9 protein-coding genes, 3 pseudogenes and 2 CRISPR repeat arrays are annotated in these 19,482 nt (G+C 63.8%); of the genes and pseudogenes, 8 read left to right on the forward strand and 4 right to left on the reverse strand.

Translation table 11 applies throughout. The features are described from left to right. The first annotated feature begins 165 nt into the window (after positions 1-165). The 7 genes from cas3 to cas2 are packed head-to-tail and all read left to right on the forward strand — an operon-like array spanning position 166 to position 7,840. Positions 166-2,361 carry a CRISPR-associated helicase Cas3' gene (gene cas3, locus ABC728_RS14585; RefSeq protein ID WP_445376583.1) on the forward strand — a complete coding sequence of 732 codons (2,196 nt, stop codon included), beginning with the start codon at positions 166-168 and terminating at the stop codon, positions 2,359-2,361. Positions 2,362-2,377: 16 nt separating this feature from the next. Continuing rightward, positions 2,378-3,076, forward strand: a complete 699-nt coding sequence (gene cas5c / locus ABC728_RS14590; RefSeq protein WP_416621953.1) for a type I-C CRISPR-associated protein Cas5c — start codon at positions 2,378-2,380, stop codon at positions 3,074-3,076. Continuing rightward, the gene (gene cas8c, locus ABC728_RS14595; RefSeq protein ID WP_416621954.1) at positions 3,073-4,899 is read left to right on the forward strand and encodes a type I-C CRISPR-associated protein Cas8c/Csd1; all 1,827 of its coding nucleotides are present in this window, start codon (positions 3,073-3,075) and stop codon (positions 4,897-4,899) included. The genes cas5c and cas8c overlap by 4 nt, the downstream gene beginning before the upstream one ends. Positions 4,900-4,902: 3 nt before the next feature. Beyond that, entirely contained in the window at positions 4,903-5,847 is a 945-nt protein-coding gene (gene cas7c / locus ABC728_RS14600) for a type I-C CRISPR-associated protein Cas7/Csd2 (RefSeq protein ID WP_416621955.1), read from the forward strand. Between the two features lie 29 nt (positions 5,848-5,876). Then, on the forward strand, positions 5,877-6,491 hold the full coding sequence (cas4, locus tag ABC728_RS14605; protein ID WP_416621956.1) for a CRISPR-associated protein Cas4: 615 nt from the start codon (positions 5,877-5,879) through the stop codon (positions 6,489-6,491). A 3-nt stretch (positions 6,492-6,494) separates the two neighbouring features. Next, positions 6,495-7,535 (forward strand): type I-C CRISPR-associated endonuclease Cas1c, encoded by a 1,041-nt coding sequence (gene cas1c / locus ABC728_RS14610; RefSeq protein ID WP_416621957.1) that lies wholly within the window; start codon positions 6,495-6,497, stop codon positions 7,533-7,535. A gap of 14 nt (positions 7,536-7,549) precedes the next feature. Further along, complete coding sequence (gene cas2 / locus ABC728_RS14615) at positions 7,550-7,840, forward strand: CRISPR-associated endonuclease Cas2 (RefSeq protein WP_269913272.1); 291 nt, start codon at positions 7,550-7,552, stop codon at positions 7,838-7,840. A 193-nt stretch (positions 7,841-8,033) separates the two neighbouring features. Next, a CRISPR array of direct repeats spans positions 8,034-11,601; the repeat unit is 31 nt; unit sequence GTCGCCCCTTCACGGGGGCGTGGATTGAAAC. Positions 11,602-11,965: 364 nt separating this feature from the next. Continuing rightward, a CRISPR array of direct repeats spans positions 11,966-12,255; the repeat unit is 31 nt; unit sequence GTCGCCCCTTCACGGGGGCGTGGATTGAAAC. 34 nt (positions 12,256-12,289) lie between these two features. Here cas2 and ABC728_RS14620 read toward each other — a convergent pair. Then, positions 12,290-13,488, reverse strand: a pseudogene (locus ABC728_RS14620) (IS3 family transposase); the annotation flags it as partial. Between the two features lie 87 nt (positions 13,489-13,575). Between ABC728_RS14620 and ABC728_RS14625 the strand changes: the two are divergent. After that, positions 13,576-14,163, forward strand: a pseudogene (locus tag ABC728_RS14625) (transposase); the annotation flags it as partial. Between the two features lie 194 nt (positions 14,164-14,357). Here ABC728_RS14625 and ABC728_RS14630 read toward each other — a convergent pair. The 3 genes and pseudogenes from ABC728_RS14630 to tnpC all read right to left on the reverse strand — a co-directional run bounded on the left by ABC728_RS14630 (position 14,358) and on the right by tnpC (position 19,454). After that, complete coding sequence (locus ABC728_RS14630; protein WP_416621958.1) at positions 14,358-15,737, reverse strand: efflux transporter outer membrane subunit; 1,380 nt, start codon at positions 15,735-15,737, stop codon at positions 14,358-14,360. 5 nt (positions 15,738-15,742) lie between these two features. Next, a pseudogene (locus tag ABC728_RS14635) lies at positions 15,743-17,851 on the reverse strand (efflux RND transporter permease subunit); the annotation flags it as partial. A 25-nt stretch (positions 17,852-17,876) separates the two neighbouring features. Further along, positions 17,877-19,454, reverse strand: a complete 1,578-nt coding sequence (tnpC, locus tag ABC728_RS14640) for an IS66 family transposase (RefSeq protein ID WP_416622349.1) — start codon at positions 19,452-19,454, stop codon at positions 17,877-17,879. Positions 19,455-19,482 lie beyond the last annotated feature (28 nt).

The following is a 19,482-nucleotide window of genomic DNA, read 5'->3' on the forward strand; positions in this document are numbered from 1 at the left end:
ATTAAATTGTTTATGGATATAGATTAATCCGTTTTGATTGTGTACTGTATATATTTTCCACTAAAGGAAACCACCGTAATGATTTTCGCCCATTCCGGTCGTGAAGGTGACTATGGAACCTGGGAACCTCTTGTGGATCATCTCCTCTGTGTCGCTACCCTTTCAATGCGGTTTGCTGGGGCCTTTGGGTACGAGGTGGCGGGTAAGGCATTGGGGCTGCTGCATGATGTGGGGAAGATGGCGCAAGCCTATCAACTCTATATCCGGGGTCAGGGGCCCAGCCCGGATCATTCAACGGCCGGTGCGGCCATCGCCTGTCAGCATTATGGGCGCTCATGGGGCCCCTTGCTGGCGGCTTCCATCGCTGGGCACCATGCAGGGCTGGCCGATGGTGATGGCGAGAAGGGACAGCTCAGCAGCCTGAAAAGCCGGCTGGACCGGTATAAAGGCAACCTGACCTGTGCGGAAGGGGCGGAGCCGCCAGCACCGGAACAGGTGCGCAGTTCCATCAAGCATCTGGATAGCGGCCTGCGCCGCTCCCTGTTGGGCCGCATGTTGTTCTCCACCCTGATCGATGCCGACCGGCTGGCGACGGAGGCTTTTTATGCCCACCTGAACCAGCAGCCCGTGCAGCGCGGGTGCGATACCAGTCTTGGGATGTTGCGGGACCGGCTGACCGATCATCTGGTGGCCCTGGCTGCCAAGGCACGGGCCGATGTGGCGGAAAATCCGGCACTGGGGACCATCAACGACCTGCGGGCGCAGGTCCTGGCCCATGTGCGGAACGGTGCCGCACAGGAACCGGGCCTGTTCAGCCTGACGGTCCCGACCGGCGGGGGCAAGACGCTGGCGTCGCTGGCCTTTGCCCTGGACCATGCGCAGCACTGGGGCAAACGCCGGATCATCTATGTCATCCCCTTCACCAGCATTGTGGAGCAGACAGCGGATGTGTTCCGCAAGGCGCTGGGGGATGATGATGCCATCCTGGAACATCACAGCGGCTTTGACGGCGGCTCCGAACGACAAGAGACAGGTGTCAGCGATGCCGAGGCCCCGGATGGTGGCAAAAAGGCGCGGCTGGCAGCGGAAAACTGGGACCGGCCCGTGGTGGTGACCACAGCGGTGCAGTTCTTTGAAAGCCTGTTTTCCAACCGGCCCGGCAAATGCCGCAAGCTGCATAACATTGCCGGCAGCGTCGTCATCCTGGATGAAGCACAGACCCTGCCCCAGCCGCTGCTGCGCCCCTGCCTGAAACTGATTGATGCGCTGGCCCGAGATTTCGGCTGCACCCTGGTGCTGTGTACCGCCACCCAGCCTGCTGTGAACAGCAGCAAGCTGTTCGCAGACGGGCTGGATAATGTGCGGGAACTGGCACCAGACCCGGCGGGGCTGTATCAGGCCCTGAAGCGTGTGCGGGTGGAAACCATGGAAGGCCGGCCCGATGTGGCCGCCCTGGTGACGGCGATGCAAAGCGCGCCGCAATGCCTGACCATTGTCAACAGCCGCCGCCACGCCGCCGACCTCTATGCCGCCCTGAAGGCAGCGGACAGGGCGGAACCCCGCCTGCTGACAACGGCGCTGTGTGCGGAACATCGCCGCGCGGTGCTGGCCGACATCCGGGAGGATCTGGCGCAACAGCGGCCCGTGCGCGTCGTCGCCACCTCCCTGGTGGAAGCGGGCGTGGATATCAGCTTTCCGCTGGTGATGCGGGCGCTGGCTGGGCTGGACAGCGTGGCCCAGGCGGCAGGACGCTGTAACCGCCATGGCGAACATGGGCGCGAGGGCGGGCGTGTCCTGCTGTTCAATCCGGCGGATGAGGAAGGCCACCGCCCGCCCGCCGATCTGAAGGTCTTCGCCGACACGGCGGCCCGGGTGCTGTCGCGCACCGATGACCCGCTGGGCCTGGATGCCATCCGTGCCTATTTCCAGGAACTTTATTGGAGAAAGGGGCTGGCCGGGGCGCTGGACAAGCATAACATCCTGAAAATGCTGGATGACCGGGCCGACACGCTGCTGTTCCCCTATGAAACCGTGGCCCGGCTGTTCCGCCTGATCGACGATGCCCAGGCCCCGGTGATCGTGCCGTACAAGCCAGCGGCGGAGAAGATCGCCGGTCTGGTAAGCGACCTCTCCTATGTCTCCTCCCCCGGTGCCATCGCCCGCCAGCTCCAGCCCTACATGGTGCAGGTGCCGATCAGGGCGCGGGACAAGCTGCGGGAGGCGAAGGCGGCAGAGTATGTGCGGCCCGACCTTTACGGGGATCAGTTCGTGCTGCTGACCAACAGCGATCTCTATGACGCGAAGGCGGGTCTGCGTTGGGATGATCCGACTTATCGGGACATTGGCAATGGATTCATGTGAGGGGAGGAAAAGGCGAATGCCATTCGGCGTGAAACTGCGCGTGCGGGGTGATTTTGCCTGTTTCTCCAGGCCGGAAATGAAGGTGGAAAGGGTGTCCTACGACATCCTGACACCTTCTGCCGCGCGCGGCATTCTGGAGGCGGTGCATTGGAAACCAGCCATCACCTGGGTTGTGGATCGCATCCATGTGCTGAATCCCATTCAGTTCATGTCGATCCGCCGCAATGAGGTGGCATCCAAGGTGCCGGTGGCCAAGGTGAAACAGGCGATGAAGGCCGGGCATGTCACCGACCTTTACACCCGCGCCGATCAGGACCGGCAGCAGCGGGCCGCCACCTTGCTGCGCGATGTGGATTACATCATCGAAGCGCATTTCGAGATGACCGACCGGGCCGGGCCGGATGACAATCCCGGCAAGCATCTGGACATCTTCAACCGCCGCGCCGCCACCGGGCAATGTTTCCAGCAACCCTGTTTCGGGTCGCGGGAATTTCCGGCGTCGTTCGAGCTATGGACCGACCCTGTCCCCGCCCACAATCTGCCAGCGGAACAGGCCGACAAGGATCTGGGCTGGATGCTGCTGGACATGGATCACCATGGCGATCCGGGCGGGCATCGCTGCGACGACCGTTGTGTGCCGCTGTTCTTCCGGGCGCAGCTTTCCGACGGCGTGCTGAGTGTCCCGGACCGGCATAGCGGGGAGGTGCGGTCATGACCATCCTGGTGGCATTGAACCGGCATTATGACCGGCTGCTGGCCGAGGGGGCGGCCCCGCCCTTCGGCTTCACCACCGAGGGCATCGGCTTCTGTCTGGTGCTGAACCGGGATGGCACCCTGTCCCGCCCGCCCGATGATCTGCGCGGCACCGATAAAAAGCGCCCGCCCACGCCCCTGCCCGTCCCCGCCAGTTTCAAACGGCCCGGCGTGACGCCCCGCGCCTTCTTCCTGTGGGACAATACGAAATTCGTGCTAGGGCTGGGCAAGGACAAGGCCAGCGGCGGGCTTGCCACCTATCCCGCGCATCTGGCCGCGTTCCGGGAAAAGCATGAGGCGGCCCTGGGCCAAAGCGATGATCCCGGCCTGCAGGCCCTGCTGGCCTTTCTGCGGGCCTGGAACCCGGATGCATTTACGGATCAGGGCTGGGATACGGAGATTCTGGACCAGAATATCGTCTTCGCGCTGGACGAGGATTATCCCGGCCAGTTCCTGCATGAACGCCCCGCCGCGCAGGAAATCTGGCGTCGGGAGTTGGCGGCCACCGCCAGCGACAAACAGATGTGTCTGGTCACGGGCGAACAGGCCCCCGCTGCCCGCCTGCATCCGGCCATCAAGGGGGTCTGGGGCGCACAAAGCTCCGGCGCCTCGCTGGTGTCGTTCAATCTGGATGCCTTTACCTCCTACGCCAAGGAACAGGGCGGCAATGCGCCGGTGTCGGAAGCGGCGGCCTTCGGCTATGGCACGGCGCTGAACGCGCTGTTGGCCAAGGGCAGCGAGAACCGGGTGCAGGTGGGCGATACCTCCGTCGCCTTCTGGGCCGATGCGTCGGGCATCGCGGTCGCCAGGGAGGCGGAAGCACTGGCCGGTGCAGCATTGGCCCCCCGGTTCGCGGATGAGGATGACGACATCCCGACCGATGCGCAGGAGGCACGCAAGGTCGGCGACGCGCTGGAAAAGCTGGCCAAGGGGATGCCGGTGGAACGGGCATCCGTAACCGTCGATCCAGCCACGCGCTTTTACATTCTGGGCCTGGCCCCTAACGCCGCCCGCCTGTCGGTGCGGTTCTGGCAGGAAATGACGCTGGGCGATTTCGCCTCGGCGCTGCGCTGGCACTGGCACGACCTGCGGCTGGACCCGCCGGCCTGGAAGGGGGAACCCAAGCTGCAGGCCCTGCTGTACCAGACGGCAGTGCAGGACAAGGCGGAGAATATCCAGCCCCTGCTGGGTGGGGAATTGATGCGCGCCGTCCTGAACCCGAACTGCCGCTATCCCCGCACGCTTCTCTCCGCCGTGCTGCAACGCATCCGCGCCGATGGGGAAATCCGCCCGGCGCGTGCCGCCATCATCAAGGCCTGGCTGGCCCGTGATGCCCGCATCACCGCCCCCGAAAAACATGAAACGCCTGAGAAGGAGGAACTGTACGTGAGCCTGGACAGGGAAGAAACAAACGCGGCCTACCGGCTGGGCCGGCTGTTCGCCGTGCTGGAAAGTATCCAGTACCGCGCTTTGGGCAGCGTCAATGCCAGCATCCGCGACCGGTATTTCGGGGCCGCATCGGCCACGCCGTCCGCCGTGTTCCCGCTGCTGCTGCGCGGATCGAACCACCATCTGTCGGTCCTGCGCAAGAAGCCGGAGACCAAGCGGCTGGCCGGCTGGTTCGAGGGACAGGTGGGCGAGATCATGGACGGGCTGGCCACCACCCTGCCCCGGCATTTCGGGCTGGAGGATCAGGGGCGCTTCGTCGTCGGCTATTACCATCAACGCAATGAACGCAGTGCCAAGGCCGGCGAAGAGGCCGGCAACCAGGGGCAGGAGGATTGATCCATGAGTGTTCTGAATAATCGTTACGAATTCGTCTTCCTGTTCGATGTCACCAACGGCAACCCCAATGGCGACCCGGATGCCGGCAACCTGCCGCGCCTGGACCCGGAGACCAACCATGGGCTGGTCACTGATGTCTGCCTGAAGCGCAAGATCCGCAACTTCGTCGGCCTGTTCCATGAGGGGGAACCGGGCAAGGGCATCTATGTGCAGGAAGGGGCGATCCTGAACGAGAAGCACCGCGAAGCCTATAAGGCCGTGCGCCCCGACGACGCCGATGTGGCCACCGCCAAGAAGCTGACGCCCAAGGGGGACGAGGAAGAAAAGGCCGTCCGCAAGTTCATGTGCGACAATTTCTTCGACGTGCGCACCTTCGGGGCCGTGATGGGCACCGGCATCAATTGCGGGCAGGTGCGGGGGCCGGTGCAGTTCGCCTTTGCCCAGTCGGTGGAACCCGTTCTGCCGCTGGAAATTTCCATCACCCGCATGGCCGCAACGACGGAGGGTGAAAAGAAGGAAGGCGAGGCCGAGGGCGCGCGGCGGGAAAACCGCACCATGGGCCGCAAGCACATCATCCCCTATGGGCTGTACCGCGCCCATGGCTATATCTCGGCCAAACTGGCGGAGAAGACGGGGTTTTCGGAGGACGATCTGGGCCTGCTCTGGTCGGCGCTGGAACAGATGTTCGACCATGACCGTTCCGCCGCGCGCGGCGAAATGGGCAGCCGCAAGTTGATCCTGTTCAAACATGCCAGTGCCCTGGGCAATGCCGCTGCCCCTGGCCTGTTTGATCGGGTGCAGGTGCTGCGCCGCCATGCCGGCAGCGAGGTGCCGGTGAAGGACCCCCGCACCGACAATTGGCCCCCGGCCCGCAGCTTTGCCGACTATGCCGTGACCATCAACCACTACGGTCTGCCGGCAGGGGTGGAGATCATCGAGCGGTTCTGATCCTGATTGAAAAATGGAGGGCCGACAGCATGGAAAATGATGACCCGATCCCGCTGTCGGCCCTTCAACATTGGCTGTTCTGCCCGCGCCAATGCGCCCTGATCCATCTGGAACGGCAATGGGCGGACAATGCAGCCACCGCCGATGGCCGCATCCTGCATGAACGCGCCGATCAACCGGGCCGGACCAAACGGGGGGAGGTGCGCACGCTGCGGGCCCTGCCACTGCGCTGTCATCGCCTGAACCTTGTGGGTGTGGCGGATGTGGTGGAACTGCGCGGCGGTGTTCCCTTTCCGGTGGAATATAAGCGGGGCCGCCCCAAATCCCACCGCGCGGACGAGGTGCAGCTTTGTGCCCAGGCGCTGTGTCTGGAGGAAATGTTCGACCAGCCCGTGCCCACAGGTGCCCTGTTTTATGGGGAAACGCGGCGACGCACGGATATTATTTTTGACCCCACCCTGCGCGCGCTGACTGAACAGGTGGTGGCAGAGGTGGCTTCCATGCTGACCACCGGCACCACGCCCCCGCCTGTGTTCGAGACACGTAAATGTGGCCAATGCTCCCTGATCGACCTGTGCCAGCCGCGCCCACTGGCCCACCATCCCGATGTGGCCGGCTGGCTGCGTCGGCAATTGCGGGATTGAACCATGCGCCAGCATCTGAACACCCTGTTCGTCACCACAGAGGGCGCATGGCTGCGCAAGGACGGGGCCAATATTGTGGTGGAGGTGGAGGGGCAGGAGCGCGGCCGGGTGCCCGCCCATATGATGGGGGGTGTGGTCTGCTTTGGCCGGGTTGGCATGTCGCCCGCCTTGATGGGCTTCTGCGCAGAACAGGGGATTGGGGTCAGCTTCCTGTCGGAACATGGCAAGTTCATCGCCAGGGTGGAGGGGGCGCAGTCCGGCAATGTGCTGTTACGCCGCCGCCAATACCGGCAGGCCGACGATCCCGGAGCATCGGCCACCATCGCCGGGGCCATTGTCGCCGGCAAGGTGGCGAACCAGCGGACAGTTCTGCGCCGTGCCCAGCGCGATCATGGCAACTCTCTGGCTGCTAATCAGACCGCCGCCATCGACGATGCCCAGCGCCGCCTGGGGGATGCCGCCCGTCTGGCCGCCGATGAGCCCGATCTGGACCGCGTGCGTGGGCTGGAGGGTGACGCGGCCAGCGCCTATTTTGGCGTGTTCGACCATCTGATCCGCGCCAGTGCGCCAGAATTGCGGTTCCGGGGGCGCAGCCGCCGCCCACCGCTGGACGTGCCCAACGCCCTGCTTTCCTTTCTATACGCCATTCTGGGCCATGATTGCCGTTCCGCCTTGGAGGTGGTGGGGCTGGACCCGCAAGTCGGTTTCCTGCACCGCGACCGTCCGGGCCGCGCCGGGCTGGCGCTGGACATGATGGAGGAACTGCGTCCCCTGCTGGCCGACCGCGTGGCCCTGTCCTTACTGAACCGTGGACAGGTGACAGCACGGGATTTTGAACAACATGAAGGCGGGGCCGTGATGCTGCGCGATGACGCACGCAAAACCGTGCTGGCCACCTATCAGGAACGCAAGCGGGAGGAGCTGGTGCATCCCTTCCTTGAGGAAAAGGTGACGATCGGCCTGATCGCCCATGTCCAGGCCCGGCTGCTGGCCCGGCACCTGCGCGGCGACCTTGACCGATACCCGCCATTTCTCTGGAAATAGGATGTGCCCCGCCTATGCTGATGCTGATAACCTATGATGTCCGAACCGAAGATACGGCAGGCCGCCGCCGTCTGCGCCGCATCGCCCGCGCCTGCCAGGATTTTGGCCAGCGCGTGCAGTTCTCCGTCTTCGAATGCGAGGTGGAACCGGCGCAATGGGTCGCCCTGCGGGCAAGGTTGGTGGGGGAAATCGATCCCGCCGTGGATAGTCTGCGCTTCTACCATCTGGGTGCCAACGCCGCCCGGCGGATCGAACATGTGGGTGCCAAACCCGCCCAGGATTTCGATGCCCCGCTGATCTTTTGAGCACGGCAGGACGTGCTGCGCGAACCGTAAGCGAGCATGCGGAATGCGTGATGTTCGCGCTAGAAAATTCCATTGAAAGACAATAACTTGAATTACACACTCGGTTGCCGGCCGTCCAAACGACGACCCAAACACCAGGGTTCGCGCACAGTGGGCCATTGTGCCTTATTGGACAAGTGTATATTCAAAGACAGTCGCCCCTTCACGGGGGCGTGGATTGAAACTACGTGATCCTGGAGAAGAAAGACCCGCGCTGCCGTCGCCCCTTCACGGGGGCGTGGATTGAAACATCGACCACCCCATCCGCATCGTGCTGCACCAGAGTCGCCCCTTCACGGGGGCGTGGATTGAAACCGATAGCCGGCGCTCTGGGCATCGATCTCGGGGGTCGCCCCTTCACGGGGGCGTGGATTGAAACGACGGCGAGCCGTCCCACCTGATGCCCGTCCGCGGTCGCCCCTTCACGGGGGCGTGGATTGAAACCGGCCATACGATGGGCAGCCCGTCCAGCTGACCCACGTCGCCCCTTCACGGGGGCGTGGATTGAAACTCCTCCGCTGCGGAGTAACCGCCATGGGCACCTGTCGCCCCTTCACGGGGGCGTGGATTGAAACCTGATCGACATCCCCGTCTTCGACGGCGAGCCGTGTCGCCCCTTCACGGGGGCGTGGATTGAAACGCGCTGAAGGCCGCCGGTAATCTTGGCGGCGATGGTCGCCCCTTCACGGGGGCGTGGATTGAAACCGGCACAAGGTCGGCCCCCGGCTCGCGTTCGTCCGGTCGCCCCTTCACGGGGGCGTGGATTGAAACCCTCAACAGTATGCGTCCCGCGTCGCTGACAGCATGTCGCCCCTTCACGGGGGCGTGGATTGAAACTGCTATCAAACGAAAAATCCATCCGGGTTGGACGTGTCGCCCCTTCACGGGGGCGTGGATTGAAACAGCCCGCTGAACTGTCGGGTATGACAACCCTGAGTCGCCCCTTCACGGGGGCGTGGATTGAAACATGGCGTCGGCGATGGAGGCCCTGAATGCCCGTTGTCGCCCCTTCACGGGGGCGTGGATTGAAACGGTCACCCGAGCCGATATTGACCAAAATGGCATGTCGCCCCTTCACGGGGGCGTGGATTGAAACTCAGATGACCTGAAGGCGCTCGGCAGTGTCAAGAAGTCGCCCCTTCACGGGGGCGTGGATTGAAACAGTGGCTTATGCGTGTCACCGCTACCTGACGCAGAGTCGCCCCTTCACGGGGGCGTGGATTGAAACCACAACACGCCGGCTGCGCTCATCCCGAAGCCCAAGTCGCCCCTTCACGGGGGCGTGGATTGAAACGCCGTGGAACGTCGCGTCGCCTACGACACCGGCAGGTCGCCCCTTCACGGGGGCGTGGATTGAAACATCCACGACCGTGGGCGGGACATTCATGCCGTCCGTCGCCCCTTCACGGGGGCGTGGATTGAAACTCGGCCGAATATTTGGCCCCCGTCATGCCGCCCAGGTCGCCCCTTCACGGGGGCGTGGATTGAAACACCAAATCCGATGTTGTTACATCGAATATGATGAGTCGCCCCTTCACGGGGGCGTGGATTGAAACCCATCTTGCACTGGAGTGATGGCCGGAGCCGTCATGTCGCCCCTTCACGGGGGCGTGGATTGAAACCCCATGGCTGCAAAATTGGTAGAGGTGGGGCGGCGTCGCCCCTTCACGGGGGCGTGGATTGAAACCGGAACTCGACCATCGGCTTTCGCGAGGGCCAGCGTCGCCCCTTCACGGGGGCGTGGATTGAAACTTGGTCTGGGATAAGACGACCGATCCCAAGACCGGGTCGCCCCTTCACGGGGGCGTGGATTGAAACACCGACGCATCCGGCCAGCGCATTGATGACGCGCCGGTCGCCCCTTCACGGGGGCGTGGATTGAAACAACCCGTGGGTCGGCTGCACGAAGGTCAGCGGGGCGTCGCCCCTTCACGGGGGCGTGGATTGAAACAACCCGTGGGTCGGCTGCACGAAGGTCAGCGGGGCGTCGCCCCTTCACGGGGGCGTGGATTGAAACTCCTCGTCCGTCAGCGGCCGGTACTGCGGCCGGAAGTCGCCCCTTCACGGGGGCGTGGATTGAAACAATTAAGCCTCCATTAAAAGACGGTTAGTAGAGCGTCGCCCCTTCACGGGGGCGTGGATTGAAACATCCGGAGTGGATGCGGAAATGAGGCTTTTGGTCGTCGCCCCTTCACGGGGGCGTGGATTGAAACATCAGCGGTGAAATTACCATCAAGCAAAACACCTTGTCGCCCCTTCACGGGGGCGTGGATTGAAACATCGGGCAGGTTGTCCCAGAAAGATGCCGCCTCCGTCGCCCCTTCACGGGGGCGTGGATTGAAACTTTTGGTTGCGCCAATCGTTCGGCCAGTTCGGTCGTCGCCCCTTCACGGGGGCGTGGATTGAAACAGGCCCACGGTCCCCAGCACCCCAGCCGCGTCCATGTCGCCCCTTCACGGGGGCGTGGATTGAAACTGATATTGATTGGGAAACGACGAATAATCGCATGGAAGTCGCCCCTTCACGGGGGCGTGGATTGAAACGTGAATGTGAAGTGATCAACAATCAAGCAGGAGAGTCGCCCCTTCACGGGGGCGTGGATTGAAACCATGAAGTCGTGGACCACGGCCTGGAGATCAGCGGTCGCCCCTTCACGGGGGCGTGGATTGAAACCCCCCGCGCACGGCCATGGCGCCCGTATGCGCGCGTCGCCCCTTCACGGGGGCGTGGATTGAAACAGGCGCTGGACCCCACCACCTGGCGGACCGGCCACGTCGCCCCTTCACGGGGGCGTGGATTGAAACCCTCCGTCACCCCTTCCGGCACGGGTGCCGTCAGGTCGCCCCTTCACGGGGGCGTGGATTGAAACCGCCCTATGACCCCGTGATCGTCACCGACCGGTTGTCGCCCCTTCACGGGGGCGTGGATTGAAACACCGTCAGTATCGCGCCCAAGGTGGGGCCGGAACGTCGCCCCTTCACGGGGGCGTGGATTGAAACACAATGGCATGGGAATCGGCGGCGGGTTCGACGGGCGTCGCCCCTTCACGGGGGCGTGGATTGAAACTGGTCAACCTCCGGCATGGAGCGGTTGGCGTCGGCGGTCGCCCCTTCACGGGGGCGTGGATTGAAACCTGGGCGGATGGACGTGCCATGTCGAGCAGGGCCGTCGCCCCTTCACGGGGGCGTGGATTGAAACATTGCTGAAAAATGGCGATGGGACGAGGCGAAGGGTCGCCCCTTCACGGGGGCGTGGATTGAAACAGGGCCTTGGCGGTTTCACCCGCCGCCGCCGCCCGTCGCCCCTTCACGGGGGCGTGGATTGAAACGCCGTCGCCTGCCCCTGGAACTGCACATCGCCCAGTCGCCCCTTCACGGGGGCGTGGATTGAAACACGCTGATATCGGCTGCATCGGCAGCGGCCTGCGTCGCCCCTTCACGGGGGCGTGGATTGAAACCTTGACACTTGGTATTGGAGAACCGGGATAGGCCGTCGCCCCTTCACGGGGGCGTGGATTGAAACGCCACCACTTCCAACAGCATCGCCTTTGATGAGGCGTCGCCCCTTCACGGGGGCGTGGATTGAAACACGGCCAGCGACCGCACGATGGTCTCGTAGTTCAAGTCGCCCCTTCACGGGGGCGTGGATTGAAACCGACTATCAGCGCCGCATCGACGCTGCCCGCCGGGCGTCGCCCCTTCACGGGGGCGTGGATTGAAACTACCGCAGCGTCCGCAATGCCTCCGGAAAGCGTCTTCACCTTCTCCGCGGCGCCCAAGCGTGGATTGAAACTACCGCAGCGTCCGCAATGCCTCTCGCAATGGCAGTCGCCCCTTCACGGGGGCGTGGATTGAAACGTCCCGCGTGATGGCCGGCGCGCCGCGGCCGGCCGTCGCCCCTTCACGGGGGCGTGGATTGAAACATTATCGGCGCTAAATTCTGCCGGGGACAGGTAGGTCGCCCCTTCACGGGGGCGTGGATTGAAACAGCCCCTGCGCTCACCGGAGGGGAGTGACCGCCCGGTCGCCCCTTCAGGGGGCGTGGATTGAAACAGCGCCGACCACGTCTCTCCCGACGCATAATCCTGTCGCCCCTTCACGGGGGCGTGGATTGAAACCATGCGCCAGCACATCTCCAGCTGCCAGCGCTTGTCGCCCCTTCACGGGGACGTGGATTGAAACTGCACCTGATTGGCCGTCAGGTCCATCACCTTGGGTCGCCCCTTCACGGGGGCGTGGATTGAAACTCGCCCCGCCGCCATGGGACGGCGCCCCGGTACGGTCGCCCCTTCACGGGGGCGTGGATTGAAACTACGCCCGTGCCCGCGCATTGGACTCAGAAGTCGGTCGCCCCTTCACGGAGGCGTGGATTGAAACACCGACCAGGCGCTGACGGGGTGGCTGCCATTTCATGATAGACGAAACCCTGAATTCTGGCTTCCAGGTCTGCGGGCAGGAAATAGTTTTCCAGCAGGATGCAATTCTTCAGGGTCTGGTGCCAGCGCTCGATCTTTCCCTGGGTCTGGGGGTGGTTTGGCGCACCGCGGACATGATCCATGCCCTTGTCTTCCAACCATTCGGCCAGATCGCCGGCGAGATAGGATGAGCCATTGTCGCTGAGCAGGCGGGGCCGGTGGGCGACCGCGACCTGATCACAGCCCGAGGCTTCCAGCGCCAGGGTCAGGGTGTCGGTGACGTCCTCGGCCCGCATGGTCGTGCACAGCTTCCAGGCGACGATGTAGCGGGAATAATCATCCAGAATGGTCGACAGGTAGAACCAACCCCAGCCGATAACCTTGAGATAGGTGAAATCGGTTTGCCACATCTGGTTGGGCCGGGTGGTCTTGTCGCGGAATTCCTCGGCCGCCTGGATCACCACAAAGGCCGGGCTGGTGATCAGGTCATGGGCCTTCAGCAGCCGGTAGACCGAGGCCTCGGAGACGAAATAGCCCTTGCTATCGGTGAACCTCACCGCCAGTTCGCGCGGCGACAGGTCCGGCGCCTCCAGGGCCAGTTCGACCAGCTGCTGGCGGACCGCGTCAGGGACGCGGTTCCACACCCGGCCCGGCGCGCTGGTCCGGTCGGCCAGGCCGCCTTCGCCTTCGGCCCGATAGCGCGCATACCAGCGATAGAAGGCGGTGGCAGGAATGCCCAGCCTGTCCAGGGTTCGGCGCAGGGGCAGGTGCGACGCCTCGACCAGACGGATGATTTCCAGCTTTTCGGATGCGGGGTATCTCATTCCTCGTCGCCCCCATCCGCGATCATGCTTTTTTTGAGCAGGCGGTTTTCAAGCGTCAGGTCGGCGACCACCTCCTTCAGGTCGCGCATCTCGCGCCGCAGGTCCTTGACCTCGCCCGTGCTGGCCTGGCGGGCCGTGTCGCCCGACAGGCGCTTCTTGCCAGCCTCCAGGAATTCCTTGGACCAGCTGTAATACAGGCTCTCGGCGATGCCTTCGCGCCGGCACAGCTCCGTAATGCTGTCCTCGCCGCGAAGCCCGGACAGTACGATGCGGATCTTCTCCTCCGCCGAATAATGTTTGCGCGTCTGCCGCCGGATATCCCGGACGACCTGCTCGGCGCCCGATTTCGGCACCATGGATTTCTGCCTCATCTGCGTTCCCTTCGGTCACTACGATGAGCCAGAAATCCTCCGTTGCGCAATCAACCGCTTCTGTCCCACAGGGGCTGATGCCGGACAGGGCGCAATGCCGAGCGCAATTTCCGGGGCGAGAAACGGTCGAACCAGACCCACGCCTCCACCACTGATCCCGAAGCGAAGCTTTACCGCAAGGCCAATGGCCAACCGTTGCGCCTGGCCTTCATGGGGCATGTGCTGATGGAGAACCGCAACGGCCTGGTGGTCGGCGCCACCGTCACCCAGGCCACCGGCACGGCTGAGCGCGAGGCGGCGCTGGCCCTGGTCGACGGGTTGAAGCCCAGGAGCCGCATCACGCTGGGCGCCGACAAGGCCTATGATGTACGGGCCTTCGTCATGGAGTTGCGCGCCCGCAAGGTCACACCCCACATCGCCCGCAACGAACAGAAGACCGACGACGGTGCCTTGCGGCGCAGCAGCGCCATCGACGGCCGCACCACCCGCCATCCCGGCTATGCCGTCTCCTTGCGCATCCGCAAGCGCATTGAGGAGGTGTTCGGCTGGGTCAAGGCCGCCGCCGGCTTGCGCAAGACCCGGCACAAGGGGACCGATCTTGTCGGCTGGGTCTTTACCCTGAACGCCACTGCCTACAACCTGATCAGGATACCAAAACTGGGGCTGGCCACCTGACGACACCCGGTTTCCGCCTCAAAACGGCGGAAACCGGCAAATTTGGCCGGAAAATCGGCCTGTAACCCCACGCCAACGACCTCAAAGAACGATGGCACATGGGGAAAGCGGAAATACAGGCCGATTTTTCTGCAGCCTGCTGATGCCATGGATTTCCCCGCCGCTCTTACCATTCCCGATAACGTGAATTTGCCTTATCCAGCGTTACCGAGCGCACGGAAAACATCAACCCTGGCAATAGCCACCCCTCGGTCTGCATCAACGCGGGCGAGACTGAGTTCAATCAGCGCGCTTTGCGCAACTAGAACATCGATGAAAGCGAGGTCGCCCGCCCTGTATCGCTCTTCTGCCAGATAGTACGCCCTTTCAGCCCGCCTCTCCGCTTCGGCTATCTCTCGCCGATACATATGAGCCGTCTTGTAACCGTTCAGCGCCTGCTCGGCTTCCTTCAGTGCGGTCAGGACCACACCGTCGAAGGCAGCCAAAGCGGCTTCCGCTTGTGCTTCCGCCTGTCGGATACGTACACGCGCGGCCTCCATATTGGGGAAAGAAAAGGAAAGCAAAGGACCCAGGCCATAGGCGAAACCTTGGCTGTTGCCGATCCCCTCTCCGCCCATCTGCGAGATGTTGGCGGCGATGTTGATGCGTGGATAGAGATCGGCCATAGCAACACCGACACGCGCCGTTGACCCGGCCAGGCGACGCTCGGCCTCGGCGATGTCTGGACGACGGCGCAGCAGGCCGGCACGATCACCGATGCCGATCGCATGGCGAGGCTGCGGGGCAACCCGGCAATGCACGGCCTGCTCGGGCATGCCGGCGGGCGGTTGGCCCAGCAGTGCCGACAACTCGAACTGTGCGGCCACCAGCGCTCCCTCCAGGGGCGCCAGACCCGCACGAGCCTGGGCAGCCAATCCCTCGGCCCTCTCCACATCCAATATGGCTGCTCCCCCAGCCTCCTGCTGCTGGCGGATGATGCGCGCACTGTCCGATGTCAGTGCGATCGCGGCATTGGCCACATCGGTGGCCTGCGACAAGGTGCAAATCGACAGGTATGCCTCCGTCACGGCGGCCACGACCTTGACCTGCACCGCCGCCTGGGCAAATGCCATTGCCGCGGCATCCGCCTCGGCCGCCTCCACCACGCGGGAGACCCGCCCGAACATGTCCGCCTCATAAGAAAGTTGGAGACCACCCCCATAGGTGAAACGATCACCGGGCAAGGCGATGGGTGGCTGATTTCTGCCATAGGCCGCCCTGCCCTCAATCTGGGTCTGGGGCATGCGGGAATCCCGTGCCTCGGCAAGAACCGCATCGGCAGCCTTCAAGTTGGCCATCGCTACCCGGAGGTCGGTATTGGCCTCCAAAGCCCGCGCAACCAACGCCTCCAGGACGGGATCGTCATACAAACGCCACCATGCCGTCTCTGGTTCCGTTCCTGCCACCATATCCGGAGTGGCGCCGAGAAAGGCGGTGCCCATGGAAGGCGGAGACGGTGGAATATGGTCGGGACCGGCGGCGCACCCGACCAGCAGCGTGCCAAACAGACAGGCAAACAGTGATTTCATCTTCATGGTGATCAGGCTTCCGTGGCCGGCTGGGGGATGTCGGCGCCCCGTTTACGTTCGGCATGGGCATGGGCGCGATGATCGCGGGCCAGCAAGGTGTAGAAAGTGGGCAACATGAACAGGGTGAAGAGCGTACCGATAAGCATGCCCATCACCACCACGATGCCAATGGCGAAGCGGCTGGCGGCACCGGCACCGGCCGCGAACAGCAGCGGGATCAGGCCCGAGACCATGGCCGCGGTTGTCATCAGCACCGGCCGCATACGGACCCGCGCCGCTTCGATGATCGCATGGTGACGATCCAATCCACGGTCACGCTGGAGGTCGTTGGCAAAGGCCACCATCAGGATGCCGTGCTTGGAAATCAGCCCGATCAGCGTGACAAGCCCGATCTGGGTATAGATGTTGAGCGTTGTGAAACCGAGATAGAGTGGCAGGAGTGCTCCGCAGACCGCCAGAGGCACGGTGATCAGGATGACCAGCGGATCGCGAAAGCTTTCATACTGGGCAGCAAGCACCAGGAAGATCACGATCAGCGCGAAGCCGAACGATACCGTCAGCCTGTTGCCTTCCTGGACATATTGCCGGCTGTCGGCCAACCAGTCGACGGTAACGCCCGGTGCACGGGGCAATGCCTCCATGTGCGCAACCGCCTGTCCCATGGTTACGCCCGGCCGCAACACGCCGGACAGGGTCGCGGCATTCATCTGGTTGAACTGCGGCAGGCGGTTGGCGCTTGCTTGCACATCGACGCGGATCAGGGTGGAAAGCGGGATCATGCGCCCCGATTGCGACCGGACATGGAAACGGCCCAGATTGTCCGGCGTCAACCGATCAACCGCCATCACTTGCGGAATGACATCATAGGAACGGTCGTGGAAATTGAAGCGGTTGACGTAGTTTTCACCGACCAGGGTCGCCAGCGTGTCTGCGATCGCCTGCATGGTGACGCCGACCTCCCCGGCCTTGGCAGCATCGATGCTGATGCTGGCGGCACGATTGTCGAACTCTAGGTCGCTTTCAACGAACAGGAACAACCCGCTTTGCCACGCTGCTGCCTTCAGTGACTGCATATCCTGGTAGACGGCATCGAAACTGCCCGGCGCCCGCAACACCATTTGGAACGGCAGGCCGGAGCTGGCCGCCGGCAGGGGGGCCGGTTGGAACGGCGTGACAGAGGCATCATGGATTCCGTTCGCCATGCCGAAAAGCTGGCCCTGCACGTCAGTGGCGGAGCGATCCCGCTCTTGCCACTCCTTCATGATGATACCGCCGAAACCCAGATTCTGCCCGTCCATGCCATTGGTGAAGAAGCTGCCCTCATATTCCGGCAGGGTGCGGAACAGCCTCTCCATGTCGGCGGAAACCTGCTCGGTGTATCGAATGCTGGCATATTGCGGTCCGCGGACGGCGGTGAAGACGTAGCCCTGGTCCTCCTGCGGGGCCAGTTCGCGCTGTGCGCCCAGGAACAGAACGGCGATGCCCACCAGCAGGCTGATGGCGACGAGCAGGACGGCAGCCGGCATGGACAGCATGCGGGCAAGCGCGCCGGCATACCCGGTCGATGCACGCTCGAAGAAATGCTCCACACGTTTGGCGAAGCCGCCCTCGGCAACCTTCGCGTTGAGGAGTACGGCACTCATCATGGGTGACAAGGTCAGGGCGATCACACCGGATACCACGACCGATCCTGCCAGGGTGAAGGCGAACTCGCGGAACAGACTGCCCGTCAACCCGCCCATCATACCGATGGGAGCATAGACGGCGGCCAATGTGATGGTCATGGCGATGACCGGCCCGACGATCTCCCGCGCACCGACCAGGGCGGCGTTGAAGGGCGACAACCCTTCCTCGATATGCCGGTGTATGTTTTCCACCACGACAATGGCGTCATCCACGACCAGCCCGATGGCCAGTACCATGGCCAGCAGGGTCAGCAGGTTGAGAGAGAAGCCGAACGCCAGCATCAGCGCAGCGGTTCCCACCAGAGACAACGGGATCGTCACCACAGGAATGATGACGGCGCGCAAAGACCCCAGGAACAGGAAGATAACGACAATGACGATGACGACCGCTTCGACCAGGGTGTGCTCCACCTCACTGATGGAAGCGTTGACGAAATGTAAGCATCCGGCGTAGACCCATTCAGGCCTTTGCCTTCCAGTTCCATGGCAAGAGGTCGGCGATGGCCTTTGCGGGATGATCATGGATGCGGGCGAGGGTGTCGGCGAGCCAGGCTTGGGGATCGACGTTGTTGAGCTTTGCGGTCTCGATGAGGGTGTAGATGGCGGCGGCCCTGTCGCCGCCGGCATCGGAACCGCAGAAGGTCCAATTCCGGCGTCCGACGGCGATGCCACGCAAGGCGCGTTCGGCGGCATTGTTCGACAGGCAGATGCGCCCGTCCTCCAGGAACCGGGTCATCGCTTGCCAACGTTTCAAGGCATAGTCCATGGCCTTGGCAGGATCCGACTTGGGCGACAGGCGGGCACAGGCGTGGCGCAGCCATCGCTCCAGATCGTCGATCAGGGGACGGCTTTTCTCCTGGCGGGTTTCGGCACGTTCCGCGATGGCGCGGCCGTTGATGGTCCGCTCGATGGCGAACAACGCGTCGATGCGCTTCACGGCCTCGGCTGCCAGGGGCGACTTGCCATCCTTGGCCAGGTCAAAGAACCGACGGCGGACATGGCTCCAGCATCCGGTCTCCTGGAGGGGACCGGGCTTGCGGGCGGGATCGTAGAGGCCGGCATAGCCGCTGTAGGCGTCGGCCTGGAATATTCCGGCCCAGCCGGCCAAGTGGCGCTGCGGATGTTCGCCGGCACGGGTGCGGGCATAATGGTAGAGGGCGGCGGGCGGATCGCTGCCACCGAACGGCTGATCGTCCCGCACATAGACCCATAGTCGGCCGGTGGCGGCTTTGCCCTTGGCCAGAACCGGCACCGGCGTGTCATCGCCATGGAGACGATCAGCCGCCAGAACGTGGGAGCGTATCGCCGCCACCAGCGGGGCCAGGGTTGCTGCCGCCGCGCCGACCCAGTCGGCCAGAGTGGAAACGTCCAGGTCGACCCCTTCCCGGGCATAGGCGGCACTCTGCCGGTGCAGCGGCAGATGCTGGGCATATTTCCCGGCCAGCACCATGGCCAGCAGGTTCGGCCCGGCCCGGCCACGCCGGATCGGATGGGAGGGCGCCGGCGTCTGGCTTACCGCCTCGCAGGACCGGCAGGCGAACTTCTCCCGCACATGCTGCACCACCTTCCAGCGGCGGGGTTCGCATTCCAGGCTTTCCAGCACATCCTCGCCGATCTTGCGTAAGGCATCGCCGCCGCAGCGGTCGCAGACACAGGGTCCCGGATGGACGATACGCTCCCGTGGCAGCGCCTCCGGCAGTGGTCGCCGCGCCGGCTTGCGCGGTGTGACGGCAAGGGTGGGGGCGGGCGTGCTGAGTTCGCCGGCCACCTCGTTCTCGGCGCTGGTCTCCTCCAACTCCTCCAGTTGCAGTTCCAACTGCTCCACCAGCAGCCTGCCCCGCTCGGAGGATTGGCCGTAAAGCTCCCGCCGGGCCTTGGCCAGGGCTAGACGCAGCCGTTCAATCTCGATCGCCCGTTCACCGGCCTGTTGGCGCGCCGTCGCCAACTCCCCCTGCAACGCCAGGATCAACGCATGGGCTGCCGCCAGATCGGCGGGCAGATTGTCGGCAGCTTGGGCGAGAGGATTGGGGCTGGACATGGGGTCATTGAATCATGCCCACGCCGTC

This window comes from Niveispirillum fermenti (genome assembly GCF_052474395.1).